Source organism: Mesonia ostreae, assembly GCF_031845265.1.
GTDB classification, from domain to species: domain Bacteria; phylum Bacteroidota; class Bacteroidia; order Flavobacteriales; family Flavobacteriaceae; genus Mesonia; species Mesonia ostreae.
Genome location: NZ_JAVRBG010000001.1, coordinates 1 through 23,799, shown reverse-complemented (window position 1 = coordinate 23,799; position 23,799 = coordinate 1). Strand labels below are relative to the sequence as shown.

Genomic DNA, 23,799 nt, shown 5'->3' with positions numbered 1-23,799 from the left:
ATAATGAACTATAATGTAAAAATTATTTTAGGAATACTAGGTTTTGTGTTCTTAGGATTGGGTGCTTATGCACAAGAAAAATTAGAAAAGCTTTCTGAGTCTTACAAAGTAGAGAATCAACCTAGCGTTAAATTAGATACCAAACATACGCAGGTGATGGTTCAAACTTGGAATAGAAATTCTATTTCTGTAGAAGCTTATGTAGAAGCCGATGAGCTTTCTAAAGAAGAAGTAGAACAAATCGCTAAGAACTGGAAAATACAGGTCTTAGGAAACAGCAAAGGCGTATCTATCATTTCTAGAGGAGGTAGGTCTAATTTTGTACCGGGATTAAGAAGTGCTTCAGAGGCAGTTCCTTTGGCCAGTTTAAAAGCGATGAATACTGAATTGATAGAACCTCTAATGGTGAATTTGGTAGGGCCAATGTTAGAGAAAATGGGCGATGTTAAATTACCTGCACGTTTTTATGAAAGTATGAGTGGTTTAAAATTTGATTATGAAGCCTATCAGCAGGACGGAGAAGAGTATATTGAAAAGTATGAAGCGCAAGTAGAGAAAAGTTTCGGAAAGGATTTTGAACAAGCGATGGAAAAGTGGGGGGAAGGTTTTGAGAAAAATGCAGAAGTTTGGTCAAAACAATTAGAAGCTCGCATGGAAAATTTCGAAAAAATTCATGGTGCAAAAATGGAGAAATGGGGAGAGCAATTTGGAAAAGAAATGGAACAATGGGGAGAGCAGTATGGAGCCAAAATGGAGGCTTGGGCAAAACAGTTTGATGCCAATGCAGGAAACTACAAAAAGGAAGTAGTGGTGCATCCTAATGGAGGAAAATCAACCATGATTACTTATTCTAGTGGCACTAGAAACCCTGTTAAATCTACAGATGAAAATGAAAGCATTAGAAAAATAATTGTCGTAAAAATGCCAAAAGATGCCGCTTTGCAGATGGATGTACGCTATGGAAAAATAGAACTTCAAGACGATGTAGAAAGTTTAAAAGCTTCCGTTTCGTATGCAAATTTTAAGGCTGCCAGTATCTTAGGACAAAATAATTTTTTAAATATTGCTTATTCTCCATTACATATAGACTATTGGGAACATGGAAACTTACAGATGAATTATGTAAAAGATAGTCAAATACATAAAGCGAAGAGTATTCAACTTTCATCAAAAGGAAGCGAAGTTCATATTGGAGAGATTGAAAAAATTGGGATAGTCTCAGGTTCTTTTGGGGAGTTAAGCATTGAAGAGGTAAGTGAAAATTTTGAGCAGTTAGATATTAGTTTAGAGAATAGCGACTTAGTTTTGAATTTACCCAAATCTTCTTTTAATTTTACTTATAATGGTTCTAGGAGTGCCATTAAAATTCCGAAGAATTTAACCACGAAAAAAATGGATAGCTACGGAAATCAGTTGATTAACGGCTATCATAAATCTAGAAATACAGATAGTAACATTATGATCCACGCTAAGTTTAGTGATTTGATTATTAAATAAAGAATTTTCAAGAGCGGTGATAATATGTTGGTTGATCATTCATAACCTTTCGTCAAAAGCCTGTCTTGAGCGAAAGTCGAAAGGCTCAAGAAAGGCTAAGCTTGCAGAGTGAAGAATCTTTATGATACTATAAAAGATTCCTCCACATGACTTGTCACCTTGAACTTGCCCGAGATGAATCCATTCATGAGGTCTGGTTTCAGGGTCTCGTTCTTTTTAGTTAGAATTATTCTTATGTAAGAAATATCCATAATCATTTACAGCAGGCTCAGCAAGACATTGATTTTATCGCCAAGAATTTAAACAAAAAAAGCTGTCCGTTTTACGGACAGCTTTTAATAATCTAAGAAGGTTTTAGTTGAAATTAATCCATTTCATCTTCAATTTCTTCTTCATACCTATCTACTTTATTTTTCACGGTATCAGAAAATAGAAATACTTGCACCCCTACATTTAATCCAATAGAATGTTGGTAGGTGGTATTTCCTCCTCCTACAAGACCATTATATTTAATGATACCTTCTAAGGCAACGTGGTTGTTAAGAAAGTAAGAGTAACCTGGGCCAGCTCCAAAAACAAATCCGTTTGTAGTAGGGCCATCTTTAATGTTCACCCCTGCAAAACCAGCGTTTGCTTCTAAGAAGAAACGGCCTTTTTTGGTAAGGTTTACTCCAGCTTCGTTTGGCGTCAAATAATATCTAGAAAGTGCTTGCACACCATAGCTAGTTGCTTTAGTAGAAACACCGTTATTTTCGGCAGATTTGCTGAATCCTAGATTTACAATACCACCTAACATAAAGTTATCTTTCACAAAATAACCTACTTTAGGGTTAATACCTACACTGTAACCAGCGCCATCATTTAAGCCAAAATTAAAACCGAATATACCTGAACTTGATTTGTTTAATAAACCATTTCCTAAGTCGGCTCCTAGCATCACATTTCCTTCTTGAAGTTGCGCCGTTGCACTTGTGAGTCCAAGAAATACAAAAGCACTAAATAGTAAAATCTTTTTCATTATTGTTGTTTTTGAGAGTTAATTGTCGGAGTTTTTTACTCCTATTCAAAATTAGTATTTTGGCTAGTGATAAACTTTCATTTGTATAAATTTTAAAAGAACTTTACATGTTTTTTATCAAAATGATTTCTTAATATTCGGTTTTATAGCTTAAAAAGCTTAATTTTTAACCTAAAAAGTAATGTATGAATTTCAGTAACTATTTACATTCGCTCACTGAAGAGTTTACTCCCATTGTAGAATATACTTCTAAAGAAGATTACATTCAGATTGATTTATCTGTTCATCAAAAAATTTTAAAAGAAGCTCACACATTATCTTCCTTATGGTTTCAACAGTTTATAGAGAATTTTGTTAGCTCGCATAACAAAAAAGTAGCTATTGGTGGATATTTAGAAGTGCGCAACCTTTATAACCGAAGCACCTATTTTACGTCTACTAAAATTAATTCTAGAAACATTCATCTAGGAATAGACATTTGGTCTCCTGCACATACTGCGGTTTTGCTTCCGTTAGACGGAAAAATACATAGTTTGCAAAACAATATTAATCATGGAGATTATGGTCCTACAATTATTGTAGAACATGAATACCAAGCACAAACTTTTTATTCGCTTTATGGACACTTGAGCCTTACTTCCCTTAACGGAATTGAAATCAACTCCAAATTAAAAGCGGGAGAAGTCTTGGGATATTTAGGTAAGCCTGAAGAAAACGGAGATTATGCGCCTCATTTGCATTTTCAGATTATTAAAGATTTGGAAGGCAATAGGGGAGATTATCCAGGCGTTTGCGCGGCGAAAGATTTAGAGTTTTATAAAAGCAATTGCCCCGATCCTAACTTACTATTAAAATTTAAATGAGTATGCATTAATTCTTTTGGAAAGATTTGAAAGGAATAGCGGAATTACTGTTCCATTTTACTTTCCGATCAAATGGGCTGTTACTCAATAGGAGAAATTCCTGGCAATTCATATCATTCTAGACTCCTTCCATATCACCTGTCACCCTGCCCCGAAGGATCGGGATCTTTTCAGGGTCTCAAGCTTTTTAGTTTGATTAGTCTTTTTAAGATTAGCAATGAGATAAAAGATTATGAGATGCTGAACTGGATTCAGCATGACAAGATACGAGAAGGAGATGCTGAACTGAATTCAGCATAATAGTTTTGTTTGTCATTCTTCTTTATGACCTGTCACCCTGAACAGCTTTCAGGGTCTCACGCTTTAAAACTTAAAATGTTTTTCATTACGATTGGCATCGCAGCAAACTACCCTGAGATGCTGAACTGAATTCAGCATAACAATTTTGTTTGTCATTCTTCTTTATGACCTGTCACCCTGAACTGCTTTCAGGGTCTCACGCTTTAAAACTTAAAATGTTTTTCATTACGATTGGCATCGCAGCAAACTACTTGAGATGCTGAACTAAATTTAGCATAACAATTTTGTTTGTCATTTTTCTTTAAGACCTGTCACCCTGAACTGGTTTCAGGGTCTCACGCTTTAAAACTTAAAATGTTTTCATTACGATTGGCATCGCAGCAAACTACTTTGAGATGCTGAACTGGATTCAGCATGACAAGATACGAGAAGGAGATGCTGAACTAAATTTAGCATAACAATTTTGTTTGTCATTTTTCTTTAAGACCTGTCACCCTGAACTGGTTTCAAAGTCCAAATTTGAAATTGCGTGAAATTAAATGCCGAAGTGGTGGAATTGGTAGACACGATGGATTCAAAATCCATTGCTCACAAGGCGTGCGGGTTCGATTCCCGCCTTCGGTACAAAAAAGGCTGAGATGAAAATCTCGGCTTTTTTTATGCTCAGGTACAACATAGGTACAACATTTAGCCTTTTATCACTACTAAATTTTTTCTAAAAGCAATTACATCGAATTGCACTCAAAATTAATTTAGATACTAAATTTTCTAATTATTGATTACAAGTATTGATTGAGTATAAAAAAATATTCCAAACTAAAAAAGTATGGGATATTGAGTTTGAGAATTTGTTTCTCTATTCTTCTTCTTCACTTACACCTTGAGGCTTAAAGCCATCTTTTGTTGAGTTATCTTTTTCACTATGCACTTGTTTACTACCTCTAGCGTGTTTTGTACTAGATTGTGCATTTTTGTCTAGATTTGTTTTTTGCTTTGCCATTTTAATTCAGTTTTATATTAATTTCTACATTCATTTATATTTCATTGCCATACTTCACTTAAACCATTCATATACTTAATGAATTAATTAATTATAGTAAGGTATTTATGCGGTCTTCAATCATATTCAATTATCACTCAATATAACAATTGGATATTAAGAATGTGGTAAGTATTGGGTTAAGTTGTATCAAATTTGCAAATCTGTTTAGATTTCAAATTATTTCGAAGTATTTTTAGCATTCATAAGCCAAACAAAAAATATGACCACAAAATTTAATGTTAGGTCTCTACCACTTCGAGACGTAGTAAGTGATTTGGCCAATGAGATGAATACATCGTTTCACGAAAAATGTACAGAGTATATAGTCAACATACCAGAGAAAATAGGTTCGGGAGAAATTAGAGGAATCAATTTTGATAATGGATTAGGTATTATAGTGTACCGTTGCAAATTTAAACAAGCAACAGAAATAAGCTTTACTGTGGACAAAGTACATCCTTTGAAGTATATTTATACTGCCAATGGATTTTTGAAACATCAATTTTCCAATGAGGATATAGTTCACGAACTTAAACCAAGAATGGCTACATTGGTTGCGAGTGAAGAGCATAATGGTCATAATTTATATTTTGAAGGTAATGTAGATATTGATTTGGTAAGTTTAGAAATAGATAGGAAAACTTTTAAAAGGAAATCTGAATGCGAACAGGTGCATTTATCCGCTCAGCTTCAAAACCTTTTTAGTGATACCAATGCATCTGAAACATTCTATCACGAGGGTTTTTATAGTTTGGAATTCCATACAATTCTAAATTCTATAGATGAATATAAGAATGAGCTGCTGTTGAGAAAATTTCATCTTGAAAGTAAAGCACTCGATATTTTTGTTGAACAAATTCAATTATTTGAAGATGATTTAAAGGGTAACAGTAAAGAGCTATTACTTCGATATAATGAATTAGAACGAATCAAAGAACTTTCAGATTATATTGAAAAGAATTTAGATAAAGATTTTACTATTGAGGTTTTAAGTCGTCAGTCTGGATTAAATCCTAATAAACTTCAGAAAGGTTTTAAATATATATTTAGTAAAACTGTGCGTGACTATATAATTTCAAGGCGAATGGAAACTGCTAAATTATTACTGCTTACTACTGACCAACCACTCACTACTATTGCAAACAAAATAGGTTTAGATAGCCCAAGCTACTTTTCAAAACTCTTCAAGGAATATTTTAAGCATACGCCAAGTAATTTTAGAAAATTTTATAATAATCATTCCTAAAACTTACCATCATTTACTTATTAGGGTTACTAAGTAGTCTGTTATAGAATTAGCTTTGTATCATATTGTTGTATAATATGTTGCAGATAAAATTTTATATAGAAAATTTGAACTTTTTTGAGGTCTATAGTTCGACTTTAGAAATAGCTGTGATTTTTGTTACAATAGTTATTATTGTAATGGGAATTATCCGACTGTATTTTTTGAGTACTTCACGCAATTCTACATTTTCAAAAAAGGTTTACGGAAATCCGTTGGTAAGTATTCATTTGCCAATCTGTAATGAACCGCCTAAATTAGTTTTGAAAACTATTGAAAGTGTTGAGAAGTTACAATATAGCAACTTTGAGCTTCTCATTATTTCTAATAATACATTAGATAAGAATCTATGGAAACCAATAGAAGAGAAAATTGCGGATTTAGACCATCGTTTTAAATTTCTTCATAAAGATAAAATAAAGGGTTTCAAGGCTGGTGCATTAAATTATGGACTGGGCTATACCAATTCGTCAGCAAACTATATCTTTACCCTAGATGCAGATTATGTACTTAATAAGGATGCTATTGATGTTGCAATTGGAACTATCCAAAAAATGGAAGTTGACCTTCTGCAATTTCCCCAATCCTACCGAAATATTTCGCCAGAAACTAATGGTGTAGAAATTAACTATAAACACTATTTTGACTGTTACCTATCTAGTAAAAAAAGTGCGATTTTGGCATTGCCAACAGGAACTCTTACCCTAATTGATACTAAAGTTTTTAATAATGGTTATCTATGGCCAACAGATTCTATAACAGAGGATGCTAGCTTAGGTGTTGACCTTGTGAGTCGTAAAATGAAAATAGCCTTCTGCAATTATATTATTGGTAAAGGTACAATGCCTACTGAATCTAAAGATTATAGCAAACAATTTAAACGTTGGGTATTTGGTAACTTTCAAGTATTAGCTAAGGTTTGGAAGGTAAATGGAATTTCAATTATGAATAAAATTCATTTAAGTACACTTTTAACTGCTTGGTTAAATCTTCTTGGGTTTGTATTTCTAATTTTATTTTTAGCCATCCCATTATTAATTATAGGAACGCATACTGGCGAAACTATTTTTTACACCGGTTTGAGTGCAATTGCCTTACATTGTCTATTTCAGTTTTTTATTTTTAATAAAATCGCAGGATATAATCTTAAAAAGGGATGGAATGGTTTTCTTATACACTTAGGATTATTAGAGATTGGTTCATTTTATTGGATGAATTATTTTGTGTCAAAAAATAAACCGTTTATTAGAACAAATAAATTTATTGCACCTGTATCTAGTACCAACAAATTATACATTTTTCCGCTTATTGTTTTTGCTCTCGGAATAATTTGCTTTCTGAATCAGTACAACATATTAGGTGTCGTAATATGTGCATTTTCAATACAACTTATCTACGCAAAATTCCATAAAGACCAAGAAATTATTTGGTCTAAGTTCAATTTATATAAAAAGTCTAAAAAATGAAAATTGGTTTTGTTTGTCATGATGCGTTTCCCATTGCACAACCTTTTCAAGGTGGCTTGGAAATGATAACCTATCTACTTGTTGAAGAATTGGTATGCAGAGGACACGAAGTAGTATCTTTGTGCTTAGAGGGTTCAGAATTGGCTGGGGAAATGATTTTTTATACTAAAAATGAATTACCTCACGATTTTGATAGCCAAGAGTTAAATTCTTTAAAGTGCATATCATATTCCTTAAACAATTTTTTACTTCAAGATTTTGATGTAGTTCAAAATCATTCATTACATTATCAGTCTATATTAATGGGCAATATTTCTGCTCATAATTTCATAACGACATTTCATACACCTGTCTTTCCCTATTTAAAATTGGCGATAGAAGCTGTATCTGCTAATATTAATCAAACCTTTGTTGGTGTTAGCAAGTGTACAGCAAATTTATACCAAAAAACATTACCGTTAGTACATACAGTTTACAACGGTATAGATGTAAACCAATGGAACTACAATTATAATTCAACAGAAAATTATTATTCTTGGTCAGGAAGAATATGTAAAGAAAAAGGATTAGCGCAATTAATGGAATTATGCTTATTGGAAAATATAAATTTAAAATTTGCAGGACCGATTTCTGAACCAAGCTATTTTAAGGAAAAGGTTGAACCGAATTTAAAATATGACAATTTTGAGTACGTTGGGCATCTCAAACAGCCGCAACTTAATGATTTGATAGGTAAATCTAAAGCATTTATGTTTTCGAGTGTATGGGACGAACCTTATGGACTTGTAATAGCAGAGGCTCTAGCTTCTGGTGTGCCAGTTTTGGCCAATAATGTAGGTGCAGCACCTGAAATTCTAAATGCTGACACTGGCTGTTTATTTAACCTACAAAAACCAGAAACCTTTAGAAAATGTATTGAGACCATTCAACATATTTCAAGAAAAGATTGTAGAATGAGGGCCGAAATTTTCTGCTGTCATAAAAGAATGGTGGATGATTATGAAAAGCTCTACAAACGAAATAGTGAAAGTTTTTTAGTGAAGGCAATATAAAATGGTTGCATACTACGCACATACACACGGAAAAGGGCATTTAAATAGCGCCTATTTATTTTGTGAGAACATCTATGAAAATTCATTAATAATCACAGGTATTAAAGAAATTGATGAAAGTCATTTCCCCATTGCCCAAATTAATGATGAAGATACCACAGTAGATAAATACAAATCTGCTCTCAAAAATCTGCCAAAATATGCACATTATCTACCAAAAAGCAATCCCAAAATAGTAGAAAGGACAAAGCAAATCTTAGATATTATTATTGCCTGTGATATAAAGCTTGCCTTGATTGATGTGAGTGTCGAAACTGCAATCATTTTTAGAATTGCTTCTGTCCCCTATGGCTACCACCTATTATTAGGAAACCGCAATGACAATCCTCATAAAATTGCCTTTGATGCCGCAGACTTCCTATATTCATTTATACCCGTCGAATTAGCTGATTCTTTGCCTAAAAAAGTTATTAATAAAACCTACTTTTTAGGATTTCATTCTCAGTTTAAATTTACCCCAAAGTATTGTTTTCTATATGAAAGACCAGTTTTGAAGAACAAAGAAATTGTAGTTGTTTGTGGAAATGGTGGTACAAAGGTTAATGCAAATGTAGTTAATAAAATTATTGATGAATTGCCAAAGTGTGAAGTAAAAATTTTAGGCAATATTGAGAATGAACAACAAATTCCAACCTATAATTATATTGGTTTTGTTGACGATATTGAACATTTTTTAAAAAAGGCAGACGTTGTAATAAGCAGTTGTGGTCTCAATTTAACTTCAGAAATTTTAGCGCTAAAAAATAAGTTTGTAGCTGTCCCAGAAGAAAGACCGTATAATGAACAGGAAATTATGTGTAAGGCCTTAGAGAAAAATAATCTTGCAATACGTTTCAATACAGATGATATACAGGGTTGTATAAAAAAATGTTTAAAATTAAAACCACCTAAAGAATTAAAGAATTGGTTTGTTAACGATGAACTATTGAGTGCATTTAAAAATAAAATAGAGGAATATGAGAAATAGAGGAATATCCTTAATTGTAATATTTCATAAAAGGCTAAAACATCTTAGGCAAGTGCTCAAAGGGGTTGAGAACGGTACAATGATTCCTGATGAGATTATTCTAGTTGAAATGGATATTAAAAAATCTTTTATTCCAGAAAGTCTTCTGGATATTAAACATTATTTATTACCAACTACCGAAACTAGTAGTCTAACAATTGCTGAAGCTCGAAATCTTGGTGCATATTGGTCAACAAAGGATATTCTTGCATTCTTGGATGTGGATTGCATTCCTTCCGCTGATTATATGAAATCCATCGAAAATCTACAAATACAAGACGATTGTTTATATATGGGATTGCCCAAATATCTTTCAGAAAAGGTTAAAACAGTCGATGAATACAAATTGAAATCAAAAAGTGAAATTCATCCACACCGTCCTGAGCAAAATTCCGTTAGACAAATAGATGATTATGGAATGTTCTGGTCACTAACATTTTTTTTAACCCATAAGACATTTTCAAAAATAGATGGGTTCGATATAAATTACACCGGCTATGGTGCAGAGGACACAGATTTTGCTTTTAATGCCGAATCTTTGGGTATTAAATTTATACTAACACCTTTTGAAGTCTATCACCAACAACATTCCTTTTACCGACCACCTTTAAATAGTATGAATTCCATTATAAAAAATTGCAACTATTTTTATAGTAAATGGAAGCATTGGCCTATGATAAATCATTTACAGAAATTTGCAGAGCGCGGACTTGTTATCTGGAATGAAGACAGAACAGAACCTATCGAGATTTTAAAGCAACCTACAATATTAGAAATTGAAGCCACTTTAGTTGTCGATGAACCGTATTCTTGATTACATATATTACTAAATACTAGAAAATTAAGAGCCAATAAAAAAACCATAATTTATAATTTTTGATTTTTTATTTATAGCGCAAATAAATTTTTCAGTTTAGGTTTGCTGAAAATTTATAGGTATGGATAAAACGAGTTCTGTAGAAGTAGTTAGAAATTTAGCGTTGGTACTTAATGCTAATTTTAATGAAGGAACAGATACTGGTTACTTCATATTTAACAATGAGTATGGGAACGGTAAAATTAAGGCCTTAAAGATCTTTTTTGGTCTTGAAGTTCTCAGTTTTAATATATGCCTTACCAAATCTTTAAATTTTGATTATCTAAATTTTAGCGAGTCTTATTTGCATTGCCTTTTCATTCAGGAAGGATTCTTAGACCATAAATTTCAAAATTCCGATAATACCACAAATGCTTCAAGATTTCAGAATGTTATTCTGAGTAGTAATTCCAAAGATTTTAGTACACTAAAATTACCCAAGGATACAAAGCTTAAATTTGTGATAATTACGTTGGAAAAGACGGAATCTACAAATAATTTCAAAAGAGGTAGATTACAGGAATTGTTAAATGATGTGCTTAAAAGTTTAGCTTCGGAAAAGTCTTATGGTTATTTTGGTAATTTTTCAAATAGAGCATCTGCTTATGTTAAAACAATACTGAAAACATTGCCTAATAATTTAACCAATAGGCTCTTAATTGAAGCAAGTGTTCTCAATGTATTGTCGTGTCAATTTTTAAATAGAGAATTGAATTTAAAGCGTGAACGTAAGAAGTCCGTTAAGCTATCAAAATCTGAATTGCGTTCTGTCATAGAGCTAACTGAATACATAGCTGCCAACTTGGATAAACCTTTAAAATTAGTAAATCTTGAGAGAGAGTGTGGTTTAAACCAAAAGAGAATTCAAGACGGTTTTAGATACTTTTTCCAAATGTCTGTAAATAAATATATTGGTAATCTGAGAATTTTGAAGGCAAAAGAACTAATAGAGACCACAGATTTAAATATTTCTGAAATTGTTTATGCTATTGGTTTTAATAGTCGTAGTTATTTTTCAAAGATTTTTTCGGTAAAGTATGGTTTGTTACCTAGTGAATATCGTAAAAATTTTCATATTCATAATCCCACCTATGAACTATCTTATTACTCTACAGCAAAATATGCGCTTTTGAGTGAAGACTTTGAGAATATTTTACAAGAAGCAAGAATGAATAACGAAGCCAATGATATTACGGGTTGTCTTATTTATCATAAACAGAATTTTTTTCAAATTTTAGAAGGTCCTAAAGAGGTTGTACTCTCTACATTCAATGCAATACAGAACGATAAGCGTCATAGAAATATAAAAGTTATCTATCAAGGTTTCAAATCGGGTAAGACTTTTGATAACTGGGATATGGCATTTTTAGAAAAACCATCACTATTTATCACAGATACTTTATCCAGTTTCAAATTACTGGATTCAGACCTTATTCTTAGTCAATCTAAAAAAGATTCTAGAAAAAAAGCGAGTAAACTACGGACAAAACTAATGTGGGAACGTGCAAGGAATGCATTGTTGGTTTTAGAGGAAAATAAAGGTGGTACTTCTCAGTTAGCCATCGCTAAGTAAATTAATAAAAATCTAGTTTTTAATAGCTAGGCTATTACGGATAGCGATAGTATTTTTCTCGTAAGTTGCCATTTTTGCAGTCGGGAATAATTATTTTTATGCCGCTAAATAATTAAATCTCAATAATATGGAAAATTGGTTATATCCTTCTTTCGAAATTTTATTAAAGGTGCTTATTACCATTATTGCAATTTTCACAATAATTATTGTAATCACTAGAATTTCTGGGTTAAGAACATTTGCAAAAATGTCTAGTTTCGATTTTGCATCCACTATTTCTGTAGGTTCAATTTTGGCTAGTGTGGTTATGAACTCAGGGCAATCCATTGTAAAGGGTGGTATGGCACTTGCTGGTATTATATTTTTTCAAAGTCTATTTTCTTACGGAAAGCGAAATTGGGATTGGTTTGATAGTTTATTTACTAATAAGCCAATGTTATTAATGCGCAATGGCAAATTTTTAGAAGATAATTTAAAAAGGACAAATGTTGGTAAACAAGATGTATATGCAAAACTTAGGGAAGCTAATGTTAAAAATAAAGATGAAGTATTTGCGGTAATACTAGAAAGCACAGGCGATATTTCTGTAATTCATTCGGAAGGTAAAGAGGGTAATTTATCTGAAGATATTTTAACAGGTGTTCAAAAGGAATAGAATGTTATGAATACTACTGAAATAATTGGGATGCTTGCCGGAATCTTTACAACCATTGCGGTAATTCCACAAATTTATAAGGCCATTAAAACAAAAAAAGTGGATGATATAAGTCCCTTTTTCTTTAGCATACTTCTTGTAGGTGTTGGACTTTAGACAGTTTATGGTGTTTTGAAAAACGATTGGCCAATTATACTAACCAATGGTATTTCATTTATTCTAAATGCTATAATGCTAGGAATATATTTAAATAAAAAATTAAAAGATGATGATAGATAGTATAGATAATAAGAACGATATAGTTAGTATGGTACGTGATTTTATTCTCGATGACCATCCTTGCGTGATGGCACAAAGTGTTATTGCAGATGATAATGTCACCATTGAAAGCTATGGAACAATGCAAGGGTTTTGCCCTAATAATCTATTAAACGACTTAAAAGAATATGTGGCTGATGTAGAAGAAAATTCTATGAAATTTCAAAGCTTTATCGCTACGTTCGAGGATTCACATTTTGAAACCGAAAAAGATTTTGAAAATGCACTTTGGAAATTATTGCACACCTTACATTCCATAGATACCCATCCGTGGGATAAAACTACGAGTCCAGACACAACATCATCAAAGTTCAGTTTTAGTTTGTTAGGTACATCTTTTTATATTGTTGGGATGCATCCTAATTCCTCACGTTTTGCTAGGTCATCCCCATTTCCTATGATTGTTTTTAACTTACATAGCCAGTTTGAACTGTTGCGTAGTGTGGGTCGTTATTCTAGGGTTCGTGATTTAATACGAAAGAGAGATAAAGCATTTCAAGGTTCAGTAAATCCAATGCTCGAAGATTTTGGAACTAATAGCGAAGCCAGACAATATAGTGGTAGAGCTGTAGAAGACGATTGGAAATGCCCATATAACTTTAAATCTGAATAATGAATATTATACCACCAAAATCAGGCGCATCGTTAGTTCTAAAAAGTGGTCAAAGGCTTAAAGTTACAGATATTGAAGGAATGCAAGTTTCAGATATCCTTTTTTATAATCGAGATGACGTTGCTGAAAAATTATCATCAGGCAAAACATTCGATTATGAAGAGACCATTCTATTAACCAAAGGAAATTATTTATGGTCTAACCGAAGTAACAAAATGGTAAGAATTGTTGAGGACATTAATGGTAGAAACGATTTTTTGTTAGCACCTTGCGATATGAAAACGTTTGAACATTTCTATAATATGGACGGGTATCATCCCAGTTGTTTTGAAAATTTGTATAAAAACTTGCAACAATTTGGCATTGAAAAAGATGATATACCCAGCGCCTTCAATATATTTATGAATGTTCAATTCAAGCCAGATGGTAAAGTGAGTGTAGTACCGCCCACTTCGAAAGCAAAAGATTATATAATTTTTGAGGCACAAATGGATTTAATTGTAGCATTAACTGCTTGTTCTGCAAAGGACAGTAACGGTGGTACATTTAAGCCTATTGGTTATGAAATACTAGATTAAAAAAATAATTCTATGGAAAATTTATCTCAAATAACCGAAGGTATAGAAAAATGGTTTGTGTCGTCACCGCAAGCTATTTTGGCAATAACCCTTTCAACATTGGCTATATATATTGCAGTCATCGCTTATACACGTATGTTTGGGAAGCGTAGTCTTTCCAAAATGTCCAGCTTTGACTTTGCAATGACAGTTGCAGTTGGTTCGCTTATAGCAACCACCTCGCTGTCGCCTTCGGTTTCTTTAATGGATGGCTTAGTGGGACTCTTTATGATATATCTTTTTCAACTAAGTGTCGCTTTCGGTAGAAGGTGGAAACTATTCAGAAATGCGGTTGACAATAGTCCATTGTTACTAATGTCCGGAAGCAAAATCCTAAAAGATAATTTAAGGAAGGCAAGACTTTCAGAAGGCGATTTAAGGTCTAAACTTCGAGAAGCAAATGTTTTGGATTTAGAAGATATTAGAGCAGTAGTTTTTGAGACTACTGGAAATATCGTTGTAATGCATTCTACTGACAAAGATAAAGAGCTAAAAAATTGGTTGTTAAAGGATGTAAAACTATCATAAAATATGAACTTGGCCTTAAACATAATTGCCATCGGAATCATTGCAACCTTAGCAATGACGGCATTTAGTTATGCGCTATCTGCTATAACTAATAGCAAATTTGAAGAACCGCAGTTAATTAATATCTTGTTTAAGAGAGCAGGTACATTTTCTTTTCCATTGGTTCGAGAACATATTTTAGGATGGACAATACATTTTATAATCGGGATAGCCTTTGTGGTATGTTATTATGTTAGTTTGCCAATGGAATTGTTTGATACAACTGTGCTCGATGGTGCTATCTTTGGTTTTTTAGCTGGGTTAATAGGGGCTTTATTTTGGGGAACAACTTTAAAACTTCATCCAAATCCACCAAAAATTAATAAAATAGGTTATTTGTTGCAGCTAATCCCTGCACATATAATTTTTGGAATAACAATGGTACTTATAATTCAGGCTATTTAATAGGATAATTAAATTTCAAAAATGTTGCGTATTTGATTAAAACAAAGGATTTATGAAAAACATAATTGATTTCTTTTCTGTAAATAAAAAGGCATTTACTGGTGGGATTATAACTACTGTAATAATTGGCTTGGGTGTTTTTCTGCTTGGAAACATTTCTGGGTATGAGGCTAAAAATTTGTTGAATACTTCTATGCAAGGCTTAAATATGTTGTGTAATACTATTGTATTAGCTTCAGCTACCATACTGGCTTTGCTATTAACTTTATTGGGTATAAGTACAGGTACCGATACCACCTTAAAGGATAGGCACTACAAGCAAGTGATGAATATTGCCAAATTTGATACTATTTTATTTATTAGTGCTTTGGTTTTGTTTCAATTTTTCAATATTCCGATTACTGAAGCAGACAAGGTAGAAATATCTTGGTTTAAATATATTTATTGGGCAACCTTATTCGCATCTTCAATTATTAGCGGAATGATGGTTACAACTATATTAATGCTGTATGGAACTGTAACTAACATTATTGCTATTGTTGGTTTAGGAATGGATGACCATAGGATGTTGGCTACTGAAAACGATGATATTGAAGAAGTAGATGATAATGAAGATATTGACACAAATGAAAAGGTAGATAAGAAAAACTAAAATATGAATGTTGTTTGGTTTAAAAGAGATTTGAGATTAGAGGATAATGCGGCTTTGCAGTTAGCTTGTGAATTTCCTGAACCATTGCTTCTAGTATATATATTAGAGCCATCATTAATCGAAAATCAACATACCAGTCTTCGACACGTTCAATTTATAAAGGAAAGCCTATTTAACCTCAATACGCTATTAAAAGCTTTTAATACTCAAATTCTTTTAGTGCAAGATGAAGTAAAACCTACCTTTCAAAAATTACATTCTGAATACAATATTAAGACCGTTTTCAGTACGCAAGAAATTGGCATTAGTATTACCTATGAGCGTGACATAGAAATGGCGCAATGGTTTGAAGAGAAAAATATAGTTTGGACAGAAACCCAGTGCAATGGCGTTATAAGAGGATTAAAGAACAGAAAAGGATGGTCCTATGCTTGGAAAAAGTATATGAACGCTGAAGAATGTTATCCTAATCTAGACGATTCTAATTTATTATTGATAGATGATGTTGAAAGTATTCAAAGAAATTTTAAGATAATCGATTGTAAGACACCTAAACACAAGTTTCAAAAAGGTGGTAGGAATGAAGCAATTCGGTGGGCAGATTCGTTTTTTCAAAATCGAATCTTTCACTATAATGAAGGTATATCAAAACCAGAACTGTCCCGTAAAACGTGCAGCAGATTATCGCCCTATTTTGCTTGGGGAAATCTATCTATTCGTGAGATTTATAAACGTGCAATACAACTTAAAAATGAGGCTACGGACAAAAGACCGATTAATGCATTCTTAGCACGGTTACGTTGGCAAAGCCATTTTATCCAAAAATTTGAGATGGAACCTCGTATGGAATTTCAGGCAGTAAATAGAGTCTTTTTAGAACTACCACAACCTAAAAATGAAAGATTTATCGATGCTTGGAAAAGTGGATTAACAGGTTACCCGTTAGTAGATGCAAGTGTAAGAGCTCTAAAAAGAAACAGGGTATCTCAATTTTAGGATGCGGACAATGATTACAAGTTTTTTCTGCCACCATCTATTTCAGCATTTTAAATATATGAGTGATTGGTTGGCACAGCAATTTTTGGATTTTGAACCTGGAATTCATTATGGTCAGTTACAAATGCAGGCTGGTTTTACGGGAACTAATACAATACGGATATATAATCCTACAAAAAATGTACACGACCACGACAATGAGGCTATGTTCATTAAAAATTGGGTTAAAGAGCTGGCTCATTTACCACCAAAATTAGCAATCGAACCTTGGTCTATGACCCAAATGGATGAAACGATGTATCGTTTTAAAGTTGGTAGAGATTATCCCAACCGTATTATAGATATGTCCATAACTCGAAAAGAAGCACTTGATAAATTATATGGAATGCGAAAGTCTGATTACTTTAAATCTGAAAGACAGCGCATTTTAGATAAGCATACAATTAAACGTAATTATAAGAATTCGAAATGAAACAGGAATGTAACATCTTATGGTTTAAAAACGATTTGCGATTGCACGATAACGAATCATTGTGTAAAGCGATAGCGGATGGACTGCCAGTACTTCCTATTTTTATTTTTGATAGCAGGTTATACGATGATTTGGATTTAGGTTTTCGCAAAGCAGGCTATAACAGATTTCATTTTTTACGTGAGACTGTGCTCGAACTTAAAGAAAATCTAAAAGCAATCGGTGGAAATTTACATATTCAATATGGTATTCCCGAAGAAATTATTCCAAAGCTAGTTGAAGAATATAATGTAACCAGAATTTATGCCGAGGATGAATATGCCTATGAAGAACTTCAAGTTTTAGACGCTCTAAAACACAGACTTCCCAAGTCTTGCGAACTACATCTTACGTGGGGTAAAACGCTTTACCATATAGATGATATTCCCTATGCTATTGAGGACATCCCAAAAACGAGTAAGACCTATCGCATCCATACGGGAAAAACCACCGAAGTGAGAGCGCCTTTTCTAGCACCTGAATCAATTTCTACAATTGATGATTTTCCAGAAAGTCATATTCCAGATTTCTCAACATTCAATTTCAAGGAAGATTCTGAATTAGAATTGTATGTTAAGTCTGGCGAGAAGGCTGCCTTAGAACGCTTACACCATTACACATTCGAGACACAACAGCTTACAAGTTACCGTTGGACTCGCAATAGGTCTTTGGGTATGGATTACAGCTCTAAATTTTCGCCTTATCTTGCAGTAGGTGCAATTTCGCCACGTTTGATTTTTCAAAAAGTAAAACAGTACGAAGAACTCATCAAGAAAAATCAGAGTACTTGGTGGTTAGTTTTTGAATTGGTATGGCGGGATTATTTTACGTTTAGGGGAATGAATGTTGGAAATAAAATGTTTAAGACCGAAGGTTTTAAAGGAAAAGGGAAAGATTGGGAAAATAACAAAAATCTATTTCAAAGATGGTGCGATGGTCAAACAGGTCTGCCATTTATTGATGCCCATATGCGACAGTTAAACAAAACTGGTTTTATGAGCAATAGAGGTCGTGTAAATTGTGCCAGTTTTTTAGTGTATGATTATAAAGTAGATTGGACTTGGGGTGCAGCCTATTTTGAGAACAAGCTAATAGATTATGACGTAAGTGCTAATTGGATGAATTGGCACTATCAGGCGTATGAGATTTGGTACACCAATCCTATACACCAATCTTTAAAATACAATTCAAAGGAATTTATTCAAAAGTATGTTTCTGAACTAAGTGCGATTGATGATAATACCATTTATCTGCCTTGGGAATATAACATTAAAGCGTATCCCAAACCTCAAGAAATTTTAGGTAAGTGGACACGCTCAATTAATAAAATAAAGAAGACTATGGAATAACACTCAACTTCTTAATTTATTAAAATAGATTTTCAAACTTATTAATTTAATTAAGTCAATTAGCAATAATGACCAGTTCAAAAACAGAAAATAAAAAAAACCCTTATCCTTTTCTAGATTCAAACTACACCATAGACTCAGAAGATTATCCTCGGGATTTAATGAATAAAATTCAATCTAGCGAGTTAATGGTTTTAAATGTACCCTCAGAATTTGGTGGTGGTTTTGGTAAGCTAGAAAAATCAAACTATCATATTTTAAATATTCTCAAAGGTATTGGTGCTAGAGATTTATCAGCTGGTAGAATTTTTGAAGGTCATCTCAATGCAATGTTACTTATCGAAAGGTATGGCACTCAACTTCAAAAAGAAGTTTATTTTTCCGAAGCTAAAAGTGGCGTTCTTTTTGGAATTTGGAATTCCCAAATGCCAAACGAGCCTTTAAAGCTTAAGAAATCTGAAGAAAAATTAAAATTAGAAGGTTCAAAAGTGTTCTGCTCAGGTGCGAATAACGTTTTGAGACCTATTGTTACTGCAGAGCATAACGGACAGCAACAAATGCTAGTGCTTGATTTGAAAGAGAGAAAATTTGAAGAGGATTATACCTATTGGCAACCATTAGGAATGAAATCTTCCGTTAGTTGTCGATTTAACTTTACAGGCTTAGAGATTACAAAATCGCAATTCTTAGGTTCGCCCAATGCGTATTTTGAACAGCCAGATTTTTCTGGTGGTGCTGTTCGTTTTGCAGCTGTTCAATTAGGTGGTGCTGAAGCTATGATAGCAATAACTTTAGCACACCTAAAAGAAATGAATCGTACTGAAGATTTGAACCAGATTTCCAGAATGGCAAAACTTGCGCTCTTAAAAGAAACGGGACATTTGTGGTTAGAAAATGCAGGTCTAGCATTTGACAATCGATATACCAATCCAATAGACTGTCTGCACAAGGCGAATATGTTCAGGACAATTACAAGGGAAATCTGTGAAGAAGTAATGAGTCTTTGTGAAATGAGCGTAGGTTTACAAGGATTTTTAAAACCACATCCGATGGAAAGAATCCATCGGGATTTATCTGTTTATTTAAAACAACCAGGTCCAGATAGTACGCTTTTAAATATTGGACAAGCTTTCATAAAGAATTAACCAATGAAGGATAGAATTACAGAATTGGATTTAAAAGAAGCACCATTCCTGAATAAAGAGCGTATTGCCGAGGATGTTGGAAATAGTCTTATACTTGCGCCCCATCCAGATGATGAGTCTTTGGGCTGTGGTGGTTTGATTGCTATGTTAAGATCTTCAGGAAAGAATGTGATAGTTATATACATAACAAGTGGCTCTGCTTCCCATCTAAATTCATCCTTATACCCACCGCAAAAATTGGCTAAATTACGAGAAAAGGAAGCAACTAATGCGTGTTTAGAATTAGGTGTATTACAAGAAAATATACATTTTTTAGGATTTCAAGATGGTCAACTCATAAAATTAGATTCGGTAAAAATTATAGAAACTGTTGACAACATAGTTTGTATTACGGCAAATAAGAGTTTAAAATCTATTTTCTTTCCTTGGCGTAGAGATCCGCATCCGGATCATATAGTTACCAACACTATTGGAAAGTTAGTTACAAAGAGATATAACAATGAGTTAATCCAATTAGAATATCCAATATGGCTTTGGAAAAATGGTAAGTGTGATGATTGGCCATTCCAAAGTGAAATAAATCCTGTAAGACTTAATATTTCTGACTATTATAAAATAAAAAAAAGAGCTATTGAAAAACATAAATCACAATTAGGTAAAATAATAAATGATGACCCTAATGGGTTTGTATTAACTGATGATTTATTGAAACCTTTTGATGGTAATTATGAATATTTTTTTACGGAAAACAAAAGAAATCAAAAAGCACTTGAAAAAGATTATTTTGATAAAATATACCATAATAGTAATGATCCTTGGAATTTTAAAAATAGTACGTATGAAATTGAAAAATATAAAAATTCTATCTCTGCATTGAATAAAACAGACTTTAAGAAAGGTTTAGAAATAGGATGTTCAATTGGTGTACAGACAAATCTTTTAGCGAAGATTTGTAATTCGTTAATTGCAGTAGATATAAGCGAAAAAGCAATATGTGAGGCAAAGAAAATTTGTAATGAGAATACCAATATTGAATTTAAAGTAACCAATATCTTACGAGATTTTCCATCAGGTACATTCGATTTAATAACACTATGTGAGGTGGGTTATTATTTCGAGAAGGATTCTTTATTAGAATTGTATCAAAAAATTGATAGCGCGCTCGTTAAATATGGTCGATTCTTAGTTGTTCATTGGATTGGTTTTGTGCCTGATTATCCTTTGAGTGGCAACGATGTACATAATAAATTAAAAAAATTTATGATAGAAAAAGAAAATTACAAAATGCTAGCAAACCAAAGAACCGAATACTACAGACTTGAAGTATGGGTAAAAACACATTAATTATTTTATCTACTCAATAAATATGGCTGTAATATTTTAATTTTCTTGAAAGAGTCCATAGTGCCAAAGTAGGATTTTAAATTCTTGACTTCTGGTAATTCTAAGTATTCCGTTATTGTTTTTTTGAGGTTGCTAACATCAAGCTCTACAGCTAAATTATTTTTTTTTAAACCTTTTAAAGTTTCAAGATGTTCATCATAGTACCTATTTTCAGCGATGGCAATAAATTTATTTTTCAGCGCCAATAGTTCAGAAGTCATATTTAAACCGCAAGAAGCAATTACAATATCGTGATTTAGAATGATAGGTTTTAAATTTCTAGTATAGTCAAGTAGTGTCGCATTTTTAATATTGACAACATTAAGGTTACTAATTATAGAGAATTGACTATTCTTCATTTGATTACAGAGCGTGTGTAAATCTGTAGAAGATAGTTTAGTTTCTGAACTCAGAATTATTAAAATCTTTAATTCTGAATTCAAATTAATGTTAATATCTAAATTTTGCTTTTTAAACGGAAAACGCGAGATAAAACCTATATGGTATATTTTTTTTAGTAATGACTTTCTAGTCTCAGTTTCCATTTGAACTGGATAAAGGGCGAACAAAAATTCTGACGCTTCAAACGCTATTTGATGAGGAACATCATCACGGTTACCTAACATCTTATGGTATGCATAAGGAATACCAGCAATTCTAAACTGTAATGCAGTTTCTACACTGACATCTATGACTGCAAAATTTATATGTTCAGAAATACAAGATTCTAAAATCTTAAAGTTTCTGAAAAGAATTTTCAAGTGGTCCTTGGGAAGAAAGTGTGCATATTTGGGAAGATTATGGGTTGTTTTTAAATACTCAGAATGAGTAACATTCTCGCCCTCAATTGTGATAACTTTAATATCCTCATCAAATTTGAAGTTTGAAGTCGTGATGACAAGCGCTCTATTTTTGAAAACCTTGCAAAATTCTTGTCCACAATTACTGTGTCCAGAACCGATGCTATGTGCATAATATGCAATCATTTTTGTACTCTATTAAGAATATAATTACCTTTTAAATTTCTATATCTAGTATAAAAATAATATTTTTTTAATACACAACTGAAATTTCATCTTTGTTTCAAAACCATTCATATTTTCTTCCATTGTGTCACTATTAAATTTTCGTTTATATTATTTTTTTGAGGATGAATTTTGAAGGTTCAAATTTCATTCATTTCAAAAACCAGTAATAACACTAACAAAATTATGAGGAATCAATTAATCAACATTCAGAACAAATTTCCCAAGATATCGAGAATTTCTTGGGGCGCAATTTTAGCAGGTACGCTTACAGCTATTGTAGTAGCGTTTCTGCTCAATTTATTGGGATTGGGAATAGGTCTAACCACAATAGATCCTATGACAGAGGCCAATCCAATGGATGGCTTAGGAACGGGAACATTAATATGGTGGGCAGTTTCTAATCTGGCAGCCCTTTTTATAGGTGGTATGGTCGCAGGACGTATGTGCGGTATGCCAGCAAATAGTGATGGCGGTTTGCACGGGTTTTTAGCTTGGTCGCTATATCTTATTTTATCCATTTATTTAGTTACATCTACAATAGGTGGCGTATTTAATGGTATGGCAAGTGCTGCAAGCTCTATTTTTACAGACACAAAAGCCGAGAATTTCGCACAGGCATTACAAAAAGCGGAAGATAAAGGAAACAAGGATGCCAATTACTCACTTGAAAAGTTGAAACAAGATGCTTTTCAACTCATAAATAGAGCAGAGCGAAACAACATTTTACCTAATGATGCATCTGAGGAAGTACGAGGTACGATGAACGAAGTTCAAAGTGATTCACAGGCATTTATGAACGATTTAAATCTCGATGAGAACATTGAAGAATTTTTTAATGAGTTAACGGTAGATTTAGATAAAAATGGCGATTTAACTATTAATGCAGAAAGTGCGGATGAGATTTTGAATAAAGAAGAAATTAAGGATTACTTAGCTGAAATACCGAACTTTCAGAAGCCGAGATTAATGGTGTAATTAATAAATGGGATAGAAAGATAAATAGAGCTGTAGATAAGGCCGAACGTTATTACGGTAAAGTTAAACGTAAAGCAACAATTGCAGCTGAGGAAGCGACCGATGCCACCGGAAAATACAGTATTATAGCATTTTTCTTATTTCTTATTGGTGCAGGTGCTGCCTTTGCAGGTGGTGCAGTAGGTTCGCCGTTATTAACAGTAGATGAAGAGCACTTAGAAGAAGAAAGAATATAACAAATTTAAAAAACAGATATTATGTCAGCACTAACAATTATACTCAATATTCTATTACCGCCAGTTGCAGTCTTTATGAAGCACGGTCTTGGTGGAACATTTTTAATAAACCTTTTACTTACTTTGATTGGTTGGTTACCAGGCGTAATTCACGCCTTTATAGTTAATGATTAAGTAGCTTTAAAGTATGTAAACTTAAGCCATCACTATATGAGTGATGGCTTTTTTTAATAAACGAATAAACTTTAATCCTCTGTATTATCCTGATATAGGTTGACCATTTTTGGGTTAAAATTTCATTTAATATTATTGTAATTTCACACGAAACATT

The 23,799-nt window shown here is 32.8% G+C and carries 26 protein-coding genes and 1 tRNA gene; 24 read left to right on the top strand and 3 right to left on the bottom strand.

The genetic code is table 11. From position 1 onward, the window contains the following. The first annotated feature begins 3 nt into the window (after positions 1 to 3). Positions 4 to 1,497, top strand: a complete 1,494-nt coding sequence (locus RLT85_RS00135; RefSeq protein ID WP_311400015.1) for a YggN family protein — start codon at positions 4 to 6, stop codon at positions 1,495 to 1,497. Positions 1,498 to 1,861: 364 nt separating this feature from the next. On the opposite strand, the gene RLT85_RS00130 is transcribed toward RLT85_RS00135, so the two are convergent. After that, on the bottom strand, positions 1,862 to 2,515 hold the full coding sequence (locus RLT85_RS00130; protein WP_311400014.1) for a hypothetical protein: 654 nt from the start codon (positions 2,513 to 2,515) through the stop codon (positions 1,862 to 1,864). A gap of 185 nt (positions 2,516 to 2,700) precedes the next feature. Between RLT85_RS00130 and RLT85_RS00125 the strand changes: the two genes are divergently transcribed. The 3 genes from RLT85_RS00125 (at position 2,701) to RLT85_RS00115 (ending at position 4,302) form a co-directional block, all read left to right on the top strand. Continuing rightward, entirely contained in the window at positions 2,701 to 3,378 is a 678-nt protein-coding gene (locus RLT85_RS00125) for a peptidoglycan DD-metalloendopeptidase family protein (protein ID WP_311400013.1), read from the top strand. A 72-nt stretch (positions 3,379 to 3,450) separates the two neighbouring features. After that, complete coding sequence (locus RLT85_RS00120; protein WP_311400012.1) at positions 3,451 to 3,678, top strand: hypothetical protein; 228 nt, start codon at positions 3,451 to 3,453, stop codon at positions 3,676 to 3,678. Positions 3,679 to 4,219: 541 nt separating this feature from the next. Continuing rightward, a tRNA-Leu gene (locus tag RLT85_RS00115) sits at positions 4,220 to 4,302 on the top strand. A gap of 232 nt (positions 4,303 to 4,534) precedes the next feature. Here the strand turns inward: RLT85_RS00115 and RLT85_RS00110 are convergent. Next, entirely contained in the window at positions 4,535 to 4,678 is a 144-nt protein-coding gene (locus tag RLT85_RS00110; RefSeq protein WP_311400011.1) for a hypothetical protein, read from the bottom strand. Positions 4,679 to 4,940: 262 nt separating this feature from the next. Here RLT85_RS00110 and RLT85_RS00105 point away from each other — a divergent pair, with 262 nt between their 5' ends. From RLT85_RS00105 to RLT85_RS00020, 18 genes are all read left to right on the top strand, one after another. Then, positions 4,941 to 5,966 (top strand): helix-turn-helix transcriptional regulator, encoded by a 1,026-nt coding sequence (locus RLT85_RS00105; RefSeq protein ID WP_311400010.1) that lies wholly within the window; start codon positions 4,941 to 4,943, stop codon positions 5,964 to 5,966. A 77-nt stretch (positions 5,967 to 6,043) separates the two neighbouring features. Continuing rightward, positions 6,044 to 7,471 carry a glycosyltransferase family 2 protein gene (locus tag RLT85_RS00100; RefSeq protein WP_311400009.1) on the top strand — a complete coding sequence of 476 codons (1,428 nt, stop codon included), beginning with the start codon at positions 6,044 to 6,046 and terminating at the stop codon, positions 7,469 to 7,471. Then, complete coding sequence (locus RLT85_RS00095; RefSeq protein ID WP_311400008.1) at positions 7,468 to 8,523, top strand: glycosyltransferase; 1,056 nt, start codon at positions 7,468 to 7,470, stop codon at positions 8,521 to 8,523. Before RLT85_RS00100 ends, RLT85_RS00095 begins: the two co-directional genes overlap by 4 nt. A 1-nt stretch (position 8,524) precedes the next feature. After that, positions 8,525 to 9,550: a glycosyltransferase gene (locus RLT85_RS00090; RefSeq protein ID WP_311400007.1), complete on the top strand. Its 1,026-nt coding sequence runs from the start codon at positions 8,525 to 8,527 to the stop codon at positions 9,548 to 9,550. Continuing rightward, positions 9,540 to 10,403, top strand: coding sequence for a glycosyltransferase family 2 protein (locus tag RLT85_RS00085; protein ID WP_311400006.1), 864 nt, complete (start codon positions 9,540 to 9,542; stop codon positions 10,401 to 10,403). The genes RLT85_RS00090 and RLT85_RS00085 overlap by 11 nt, the downstream gene beginning before the upstream one ends. 124 nt (positions 10,404 to 10,527) lie before the next feature. Continuing rightward, entirely contained in the window at positions 10,528 to 12,018 is a 1,491-nt protein-coding gene (locus RLT85_RS00080; RefSeq protein WP_311400005.1) for a BLUF domain-containing protein, read from the top strand. A 127-nt stretch (positions 12,019 to 12,145) separates the two neighbouring features. Next, a complete protein-coding gene (locus RLT85_RS00075) occupies positions 12,146 to 12,673 on the top strand; it encodes a DUF421 domain-containing protein (RefSeq protein ID WP_311400004.1) in 528 nt (175 codons plus the stop codon). Between the two features lie 6 nt (positions 12,674 to 12,679). Beyond that, positions 12,680 to 12,829 carry an SWEET family sugar transporter gene (locus RLT85_RS00070; protein ID WP_311400003.1) on the top strand — a complete coding sequence of 50 codons (150 nt, stop codon included), beginning with the start codon at positions 12,680 to 12,682 and terminating at the stop codon, positions 12,827 to 12,829. Between the two features lie 109 nt (positions 12,830 to 12,938). After that, a complete protein-coding gene (gene gntA / locus RLT85_RS00065; protein ID WP_311400002.1) occupies positions 12,939 to 13,604 on the top strand; it encodes a guanitoxin biosynthesis heme-dependent pre-guanitoxin N-hydroxylase GntA in 666 nt (221 codons plus the stop codon). Further along, a complete protein-coding gene (locus RLT85_RS00060; RefSeq protein ID WP_311400001.1) occupies positions 13,604 to 14,182 on the top strand; it encodes a DUF1989 domain-containing protein in 579 nt (192 codons plus the stop codon). Before gntA ends, RLT85_RS00060 begins: the two co-directional genes overlap by 1 nt. Before the next feature lie 12 nt (positions 14,183 to 14,194). Further along, complete coding sequence (locus tag RLT85_RS00055) at positions 14,195 to 14,749, top strand: DUF421 domain-containing protein (protein WP_311400000.1); 555 nt, start codon at positions 14,195 to 14,197, stop codon at positions 14,747 to 14,749. Between the two features lie 3 nt (positions 14,750 to 14,752). Then, a complete protein-coding gene (locus RLT85_RS00050) occupies positions 14,753 to 15,193 on the top strand; it encodes a hypothetical protein (protein WP_311399999.1) in 441 nt (146 codons plus the stop codon). 52 nt (positions 15,194 to 15,245) lie between these two features. Next, positions 15,246 to 15,845, top strand: a complete 600-nt coding sequence (locus RLT85_RS00045) for a hypothetical protein (RefSeq protein ID WP_311399998.1) — start codon at positions 15,246 to 15,248, stop codon at positions 15,843 to 15,845. A gap of 3 nt (positions 15,846 to 15,848) precedes the next feature. Next, positions 15,849 to 16,841, top strand: a complete 993-nt coding sequence (locus tag RLT85_RS00040; protein ID WP_311399997.1) for a deoxyribodipyrimidine photo-lyase — start codon at positions 15,849 to 15,851, stop codon at positions 16,839 to 16,841. Position 16,842: 1 nt separating this feature from the next. Continuing rightward, positions 16,843 to 17,313 (top strand): FAD-binding domain-containing protein, encoded by a 471-nt coding sequence (locus RLT85_RS00035; RefSeq protein ID WP_311399996.1) that lies wholly within the window; start codon positions 16,843 to 16,845, stop codon positions 17,311 to 17,313. After that, positions 17,310 to 18,701 (top strand): DASH family cryptochrome, encoded by a 1,392-nt coding sequence (locus RLT85_RS00030; protein WP_311399995.1) that lies wholly within the window; start codon positions 17,310 to 17,312, stop codon positions 18,699 to 18,701. The genes RLT85_RS00035 and RLT85_RS00030 overlap by 4 nt, the downstream gene beginning before the upstream one ends. 68 nt (positions 18,702 to 18,769) lie before the next feature. Continuing rightward, positions 18,770 to 19,846: an acyl-CoA dehydrogenase family protein gene (locus RLT85_RS00025; RefSeq protein WP_311399994.1), complete on the top strand. Its 1,077-nt coding sequence runs from the start codon at positions 18,770 to 18,772 to the stop codon at positions 19,844 to 19,846. 3 nt (positions 19,847 to 19,849) lie between these two features. Further along, positions 19,850 to 21,190, top strand: coding sequence for a PIG-L family deacetylase (locus RLT85_RS00020; RefSeq protein WP_311399993.1), 1,341 nt, complete (start codon positions 19,850 to 19,852; stop codon positions 21,188 to 21,190). Between the two features lie 5 nt (positions 21,191 to 21,195). Here the strand turns inward: RLT85_RS00020 and RLT85_RS00015 are convergent, their stop codons facing one another. Continuing rightward, positions 21,196 to 22,215 (bottom strand): hypothetical protein, encoded by a 1,020-nt coding sequence (locus RLT85_RS00015; RefSeq protein WP_311399992.1) that lies wholly within the window; start codon positions 22,213 to 22,215, stop codon positions 21,196 to 21,198. 225 nt (positions 22,216 to 22,440) lie between these two features. Between RLT85_RS00015 and RLT85_RS00010 the strand changes: the two genes are divergently transcribed. Together RLT85_RS00010 and RLT85_RS00005 are read left to right on the top strand one after the other, a co-directional pair. Then, positions 22,441 to 23,232, top strand: a complete 792-nt coding sequence (locus RLT85_RS00010; RefSeq protein WP_311399991.1) for a hypothetical protein — start codon at positions 22,441 to 22,443, stop codon at positions 23,230 to 23,232. 257 nt (positions 23,233 to 23,489) lie between these two features. Continuing rightward, a complete protein-coding gene (locus RLT85_RS00005) occupies positions 23,490 to 23,642 on the top strand; it encodes a YqaE/Pmp3 family membrane protein (RefSeq protein ID WP_311399990.1) in 153 nt (50 codons plus the stop codon). The last annotated feature ends 157 nt before the right edge of the window (positions 23,643 to 23,799 follow it).

Bases quoted from the DNA above. Each gene is read 5' to 3' on its own strand.
- RLT85_RS00135 (WP_311400015.1), top strand. From the start codon at position 4: ATGAACTATAATGTAAAAATTATTTTAGGAATACTAGGTTTTGTGTTC.
- RLT85_RS00130 (WP_311400014.1), bottom strand. From the start codon at position 2,515: ATGAAAAAGATTTTACTATTTAGTGCTTTTGTATTTCTTGGACTCACA.
- RLT85_RS00125 (WP_311400013.1), top strand. From the start codon at position 2,701: ATGAATTTCAGTAACTATTTACATTCGCTCACTGAAGAGTTTACTCCC.
- RLT85_RS00120 (WP_311400012.1), top strand. From the start codon at position 3,451: ATGGGCTGTTACTCAATAGGAGAAATTCCTGGCAATTCATATCATTCT.
- RLT85_RS00110 (WP_311400011.1), bottom strand. From the start codon at position 4,678: ATGGCAAAGCAAAAAACAAATCTAGACAAAAATGCACAATCTAGTACA.
- RLT85_RS00105 (WP_311400010.1), top strand. From the start codon at position 4,941: ATGACCACAAAATTTAATGTTAGGTCTCTACCACTTCGAGACGTAGTA.
- RLT85_RS00100 (WP_311400009.1), top strand. From the start codon at position 6,044: ATGTTGCAGATAAAATTTTATATAGAAAATTTGAACTTTTTTGAGGTC.
- RLT85_RS00095 (WP_311400008.1), top strand. From the start codon at position 7,468: ATGAAAATTGGTTTTGTTTGTCATGATGCGTTTCCCATTGCACAACCT.
- RLT85_RS00090 (WP_311400007.1), top strand. From the start codon at position 8,525: ATGGTTGCATACTACGCACATACACACGGAAAAGGGCATTTAAATAGC.
- RLT85_RS00085 (WP_311400006.1), top strand. From the start codon at position 9,540: ATGAGAAATAGAGGAATATCCTTAATTGTAATATTTCATAAAAGGCTA.
- RLT85_RS00080 (WP_311400005.1), top strand. From the start codon at position 10,528: ATGGATAAAACGAGTTCTGTAGAAGTAGTTAGAAATTTAGCGTTGGTA.
- RLT85_RS00075 (WP_311400004.1), top strand. From the start codon at position 12,146: ATGGAAAATTGGTTATATCCTTCTTTCGAAATTTTATTAAAGGTGCTT.
- RLT85_RS00070 (WP_311400003.1), top strand. From the start codon at position 12,680: ATGAATACTACTGAAATAATTGGGATGCTTGCCGGAATCTTTACAACC.
- gntA (WP_311400002.1), top strand. From the start codon at position 12,939: ATGATGATAGATAGTATAGATAATAAGAACGATATAGTTAGTATGGTA.
- RLT85_RS00060 (WP_311400001.1), top strand. From the start codon at position 13,604: ATGAATATTATACCACCAAAATCAGGCGCATCGTTAGTTCTAAAAAGT.
- RLT85_RS00055 (WP_311400000.1), top strand. From the start codon at position 14,195: ATGGAAAATTTATCTCAAATAACCGAAGGTATAGAAAAATGGTTTGTG.
- RLT85_RS00050 (WP_311399999.1), top strand. From the start codon at position 14,753: ATGAACTTGGCCTTAAACATAATTGCCATCGGAATCATTGCAACCTTA.
- RLT85_RS00045 (WP_311399998.1), top strand. From the start codon at position 15,246: ATGAAAAACATAATTGATTTCTTTTCTGTAAATAAAAAGGCATTTACT.
- RLT85_RS00040 (WP_311399997.1), top strand. From the start codon at position 15,849: ATGAATGTTGTTTGGTTTAAAAGAGATTTGAGATTAGAGGATAATGCG.
- RLT85_RS00035 (WP_311399996.1), top strand. From the start codon at position 16,843: ATGCGGACAATGATTACAAGTTTTTTCTGCCACCATCTATTTCAGCAT.
- RLT85_RS00030 (WP_311399995.1), top strand. From the start codon at position 17,310: ATGAAACAGGAATGTAACATCTTATGGTTTAAAAACGATTTGCGATTG.
- RLT85_RS00025 (WP_311399994.1), top strand. From the start codon at position 18,770: ATGACCAGTTCAAAAACAGAAAATAAAAAAAACCCTTATCCTTTTCTA.
- RLT85_RS00020 (WP_311399993.1), top strand. From the start codon at position 19,850: ATGAAGGATAGAATTACAGAATTGGATTTAAAAGAAGCACCATTCCTG.
- RLT85_RS00015 (WP_311399992.1), bottom strand. From the start codon at position 22,215: ATGATTGCATATTATGCACATAGCATCGGTTCTGGACACAGTAATTGT.
- RLT85_RS00010 (WP_311399991.1), top strand. From the start codon at position 22,441: ATGAGGAATCAATTAATCAACATTCAGAACAAATTTCCCAAGATATCG.
- RLT85_RS00005 (WP_311399990.1), top strand. From the start codon at position 23,490: ATGTCAGCACTAACAATTATACTCAATATTCTATTACCGCCAGTTGCA.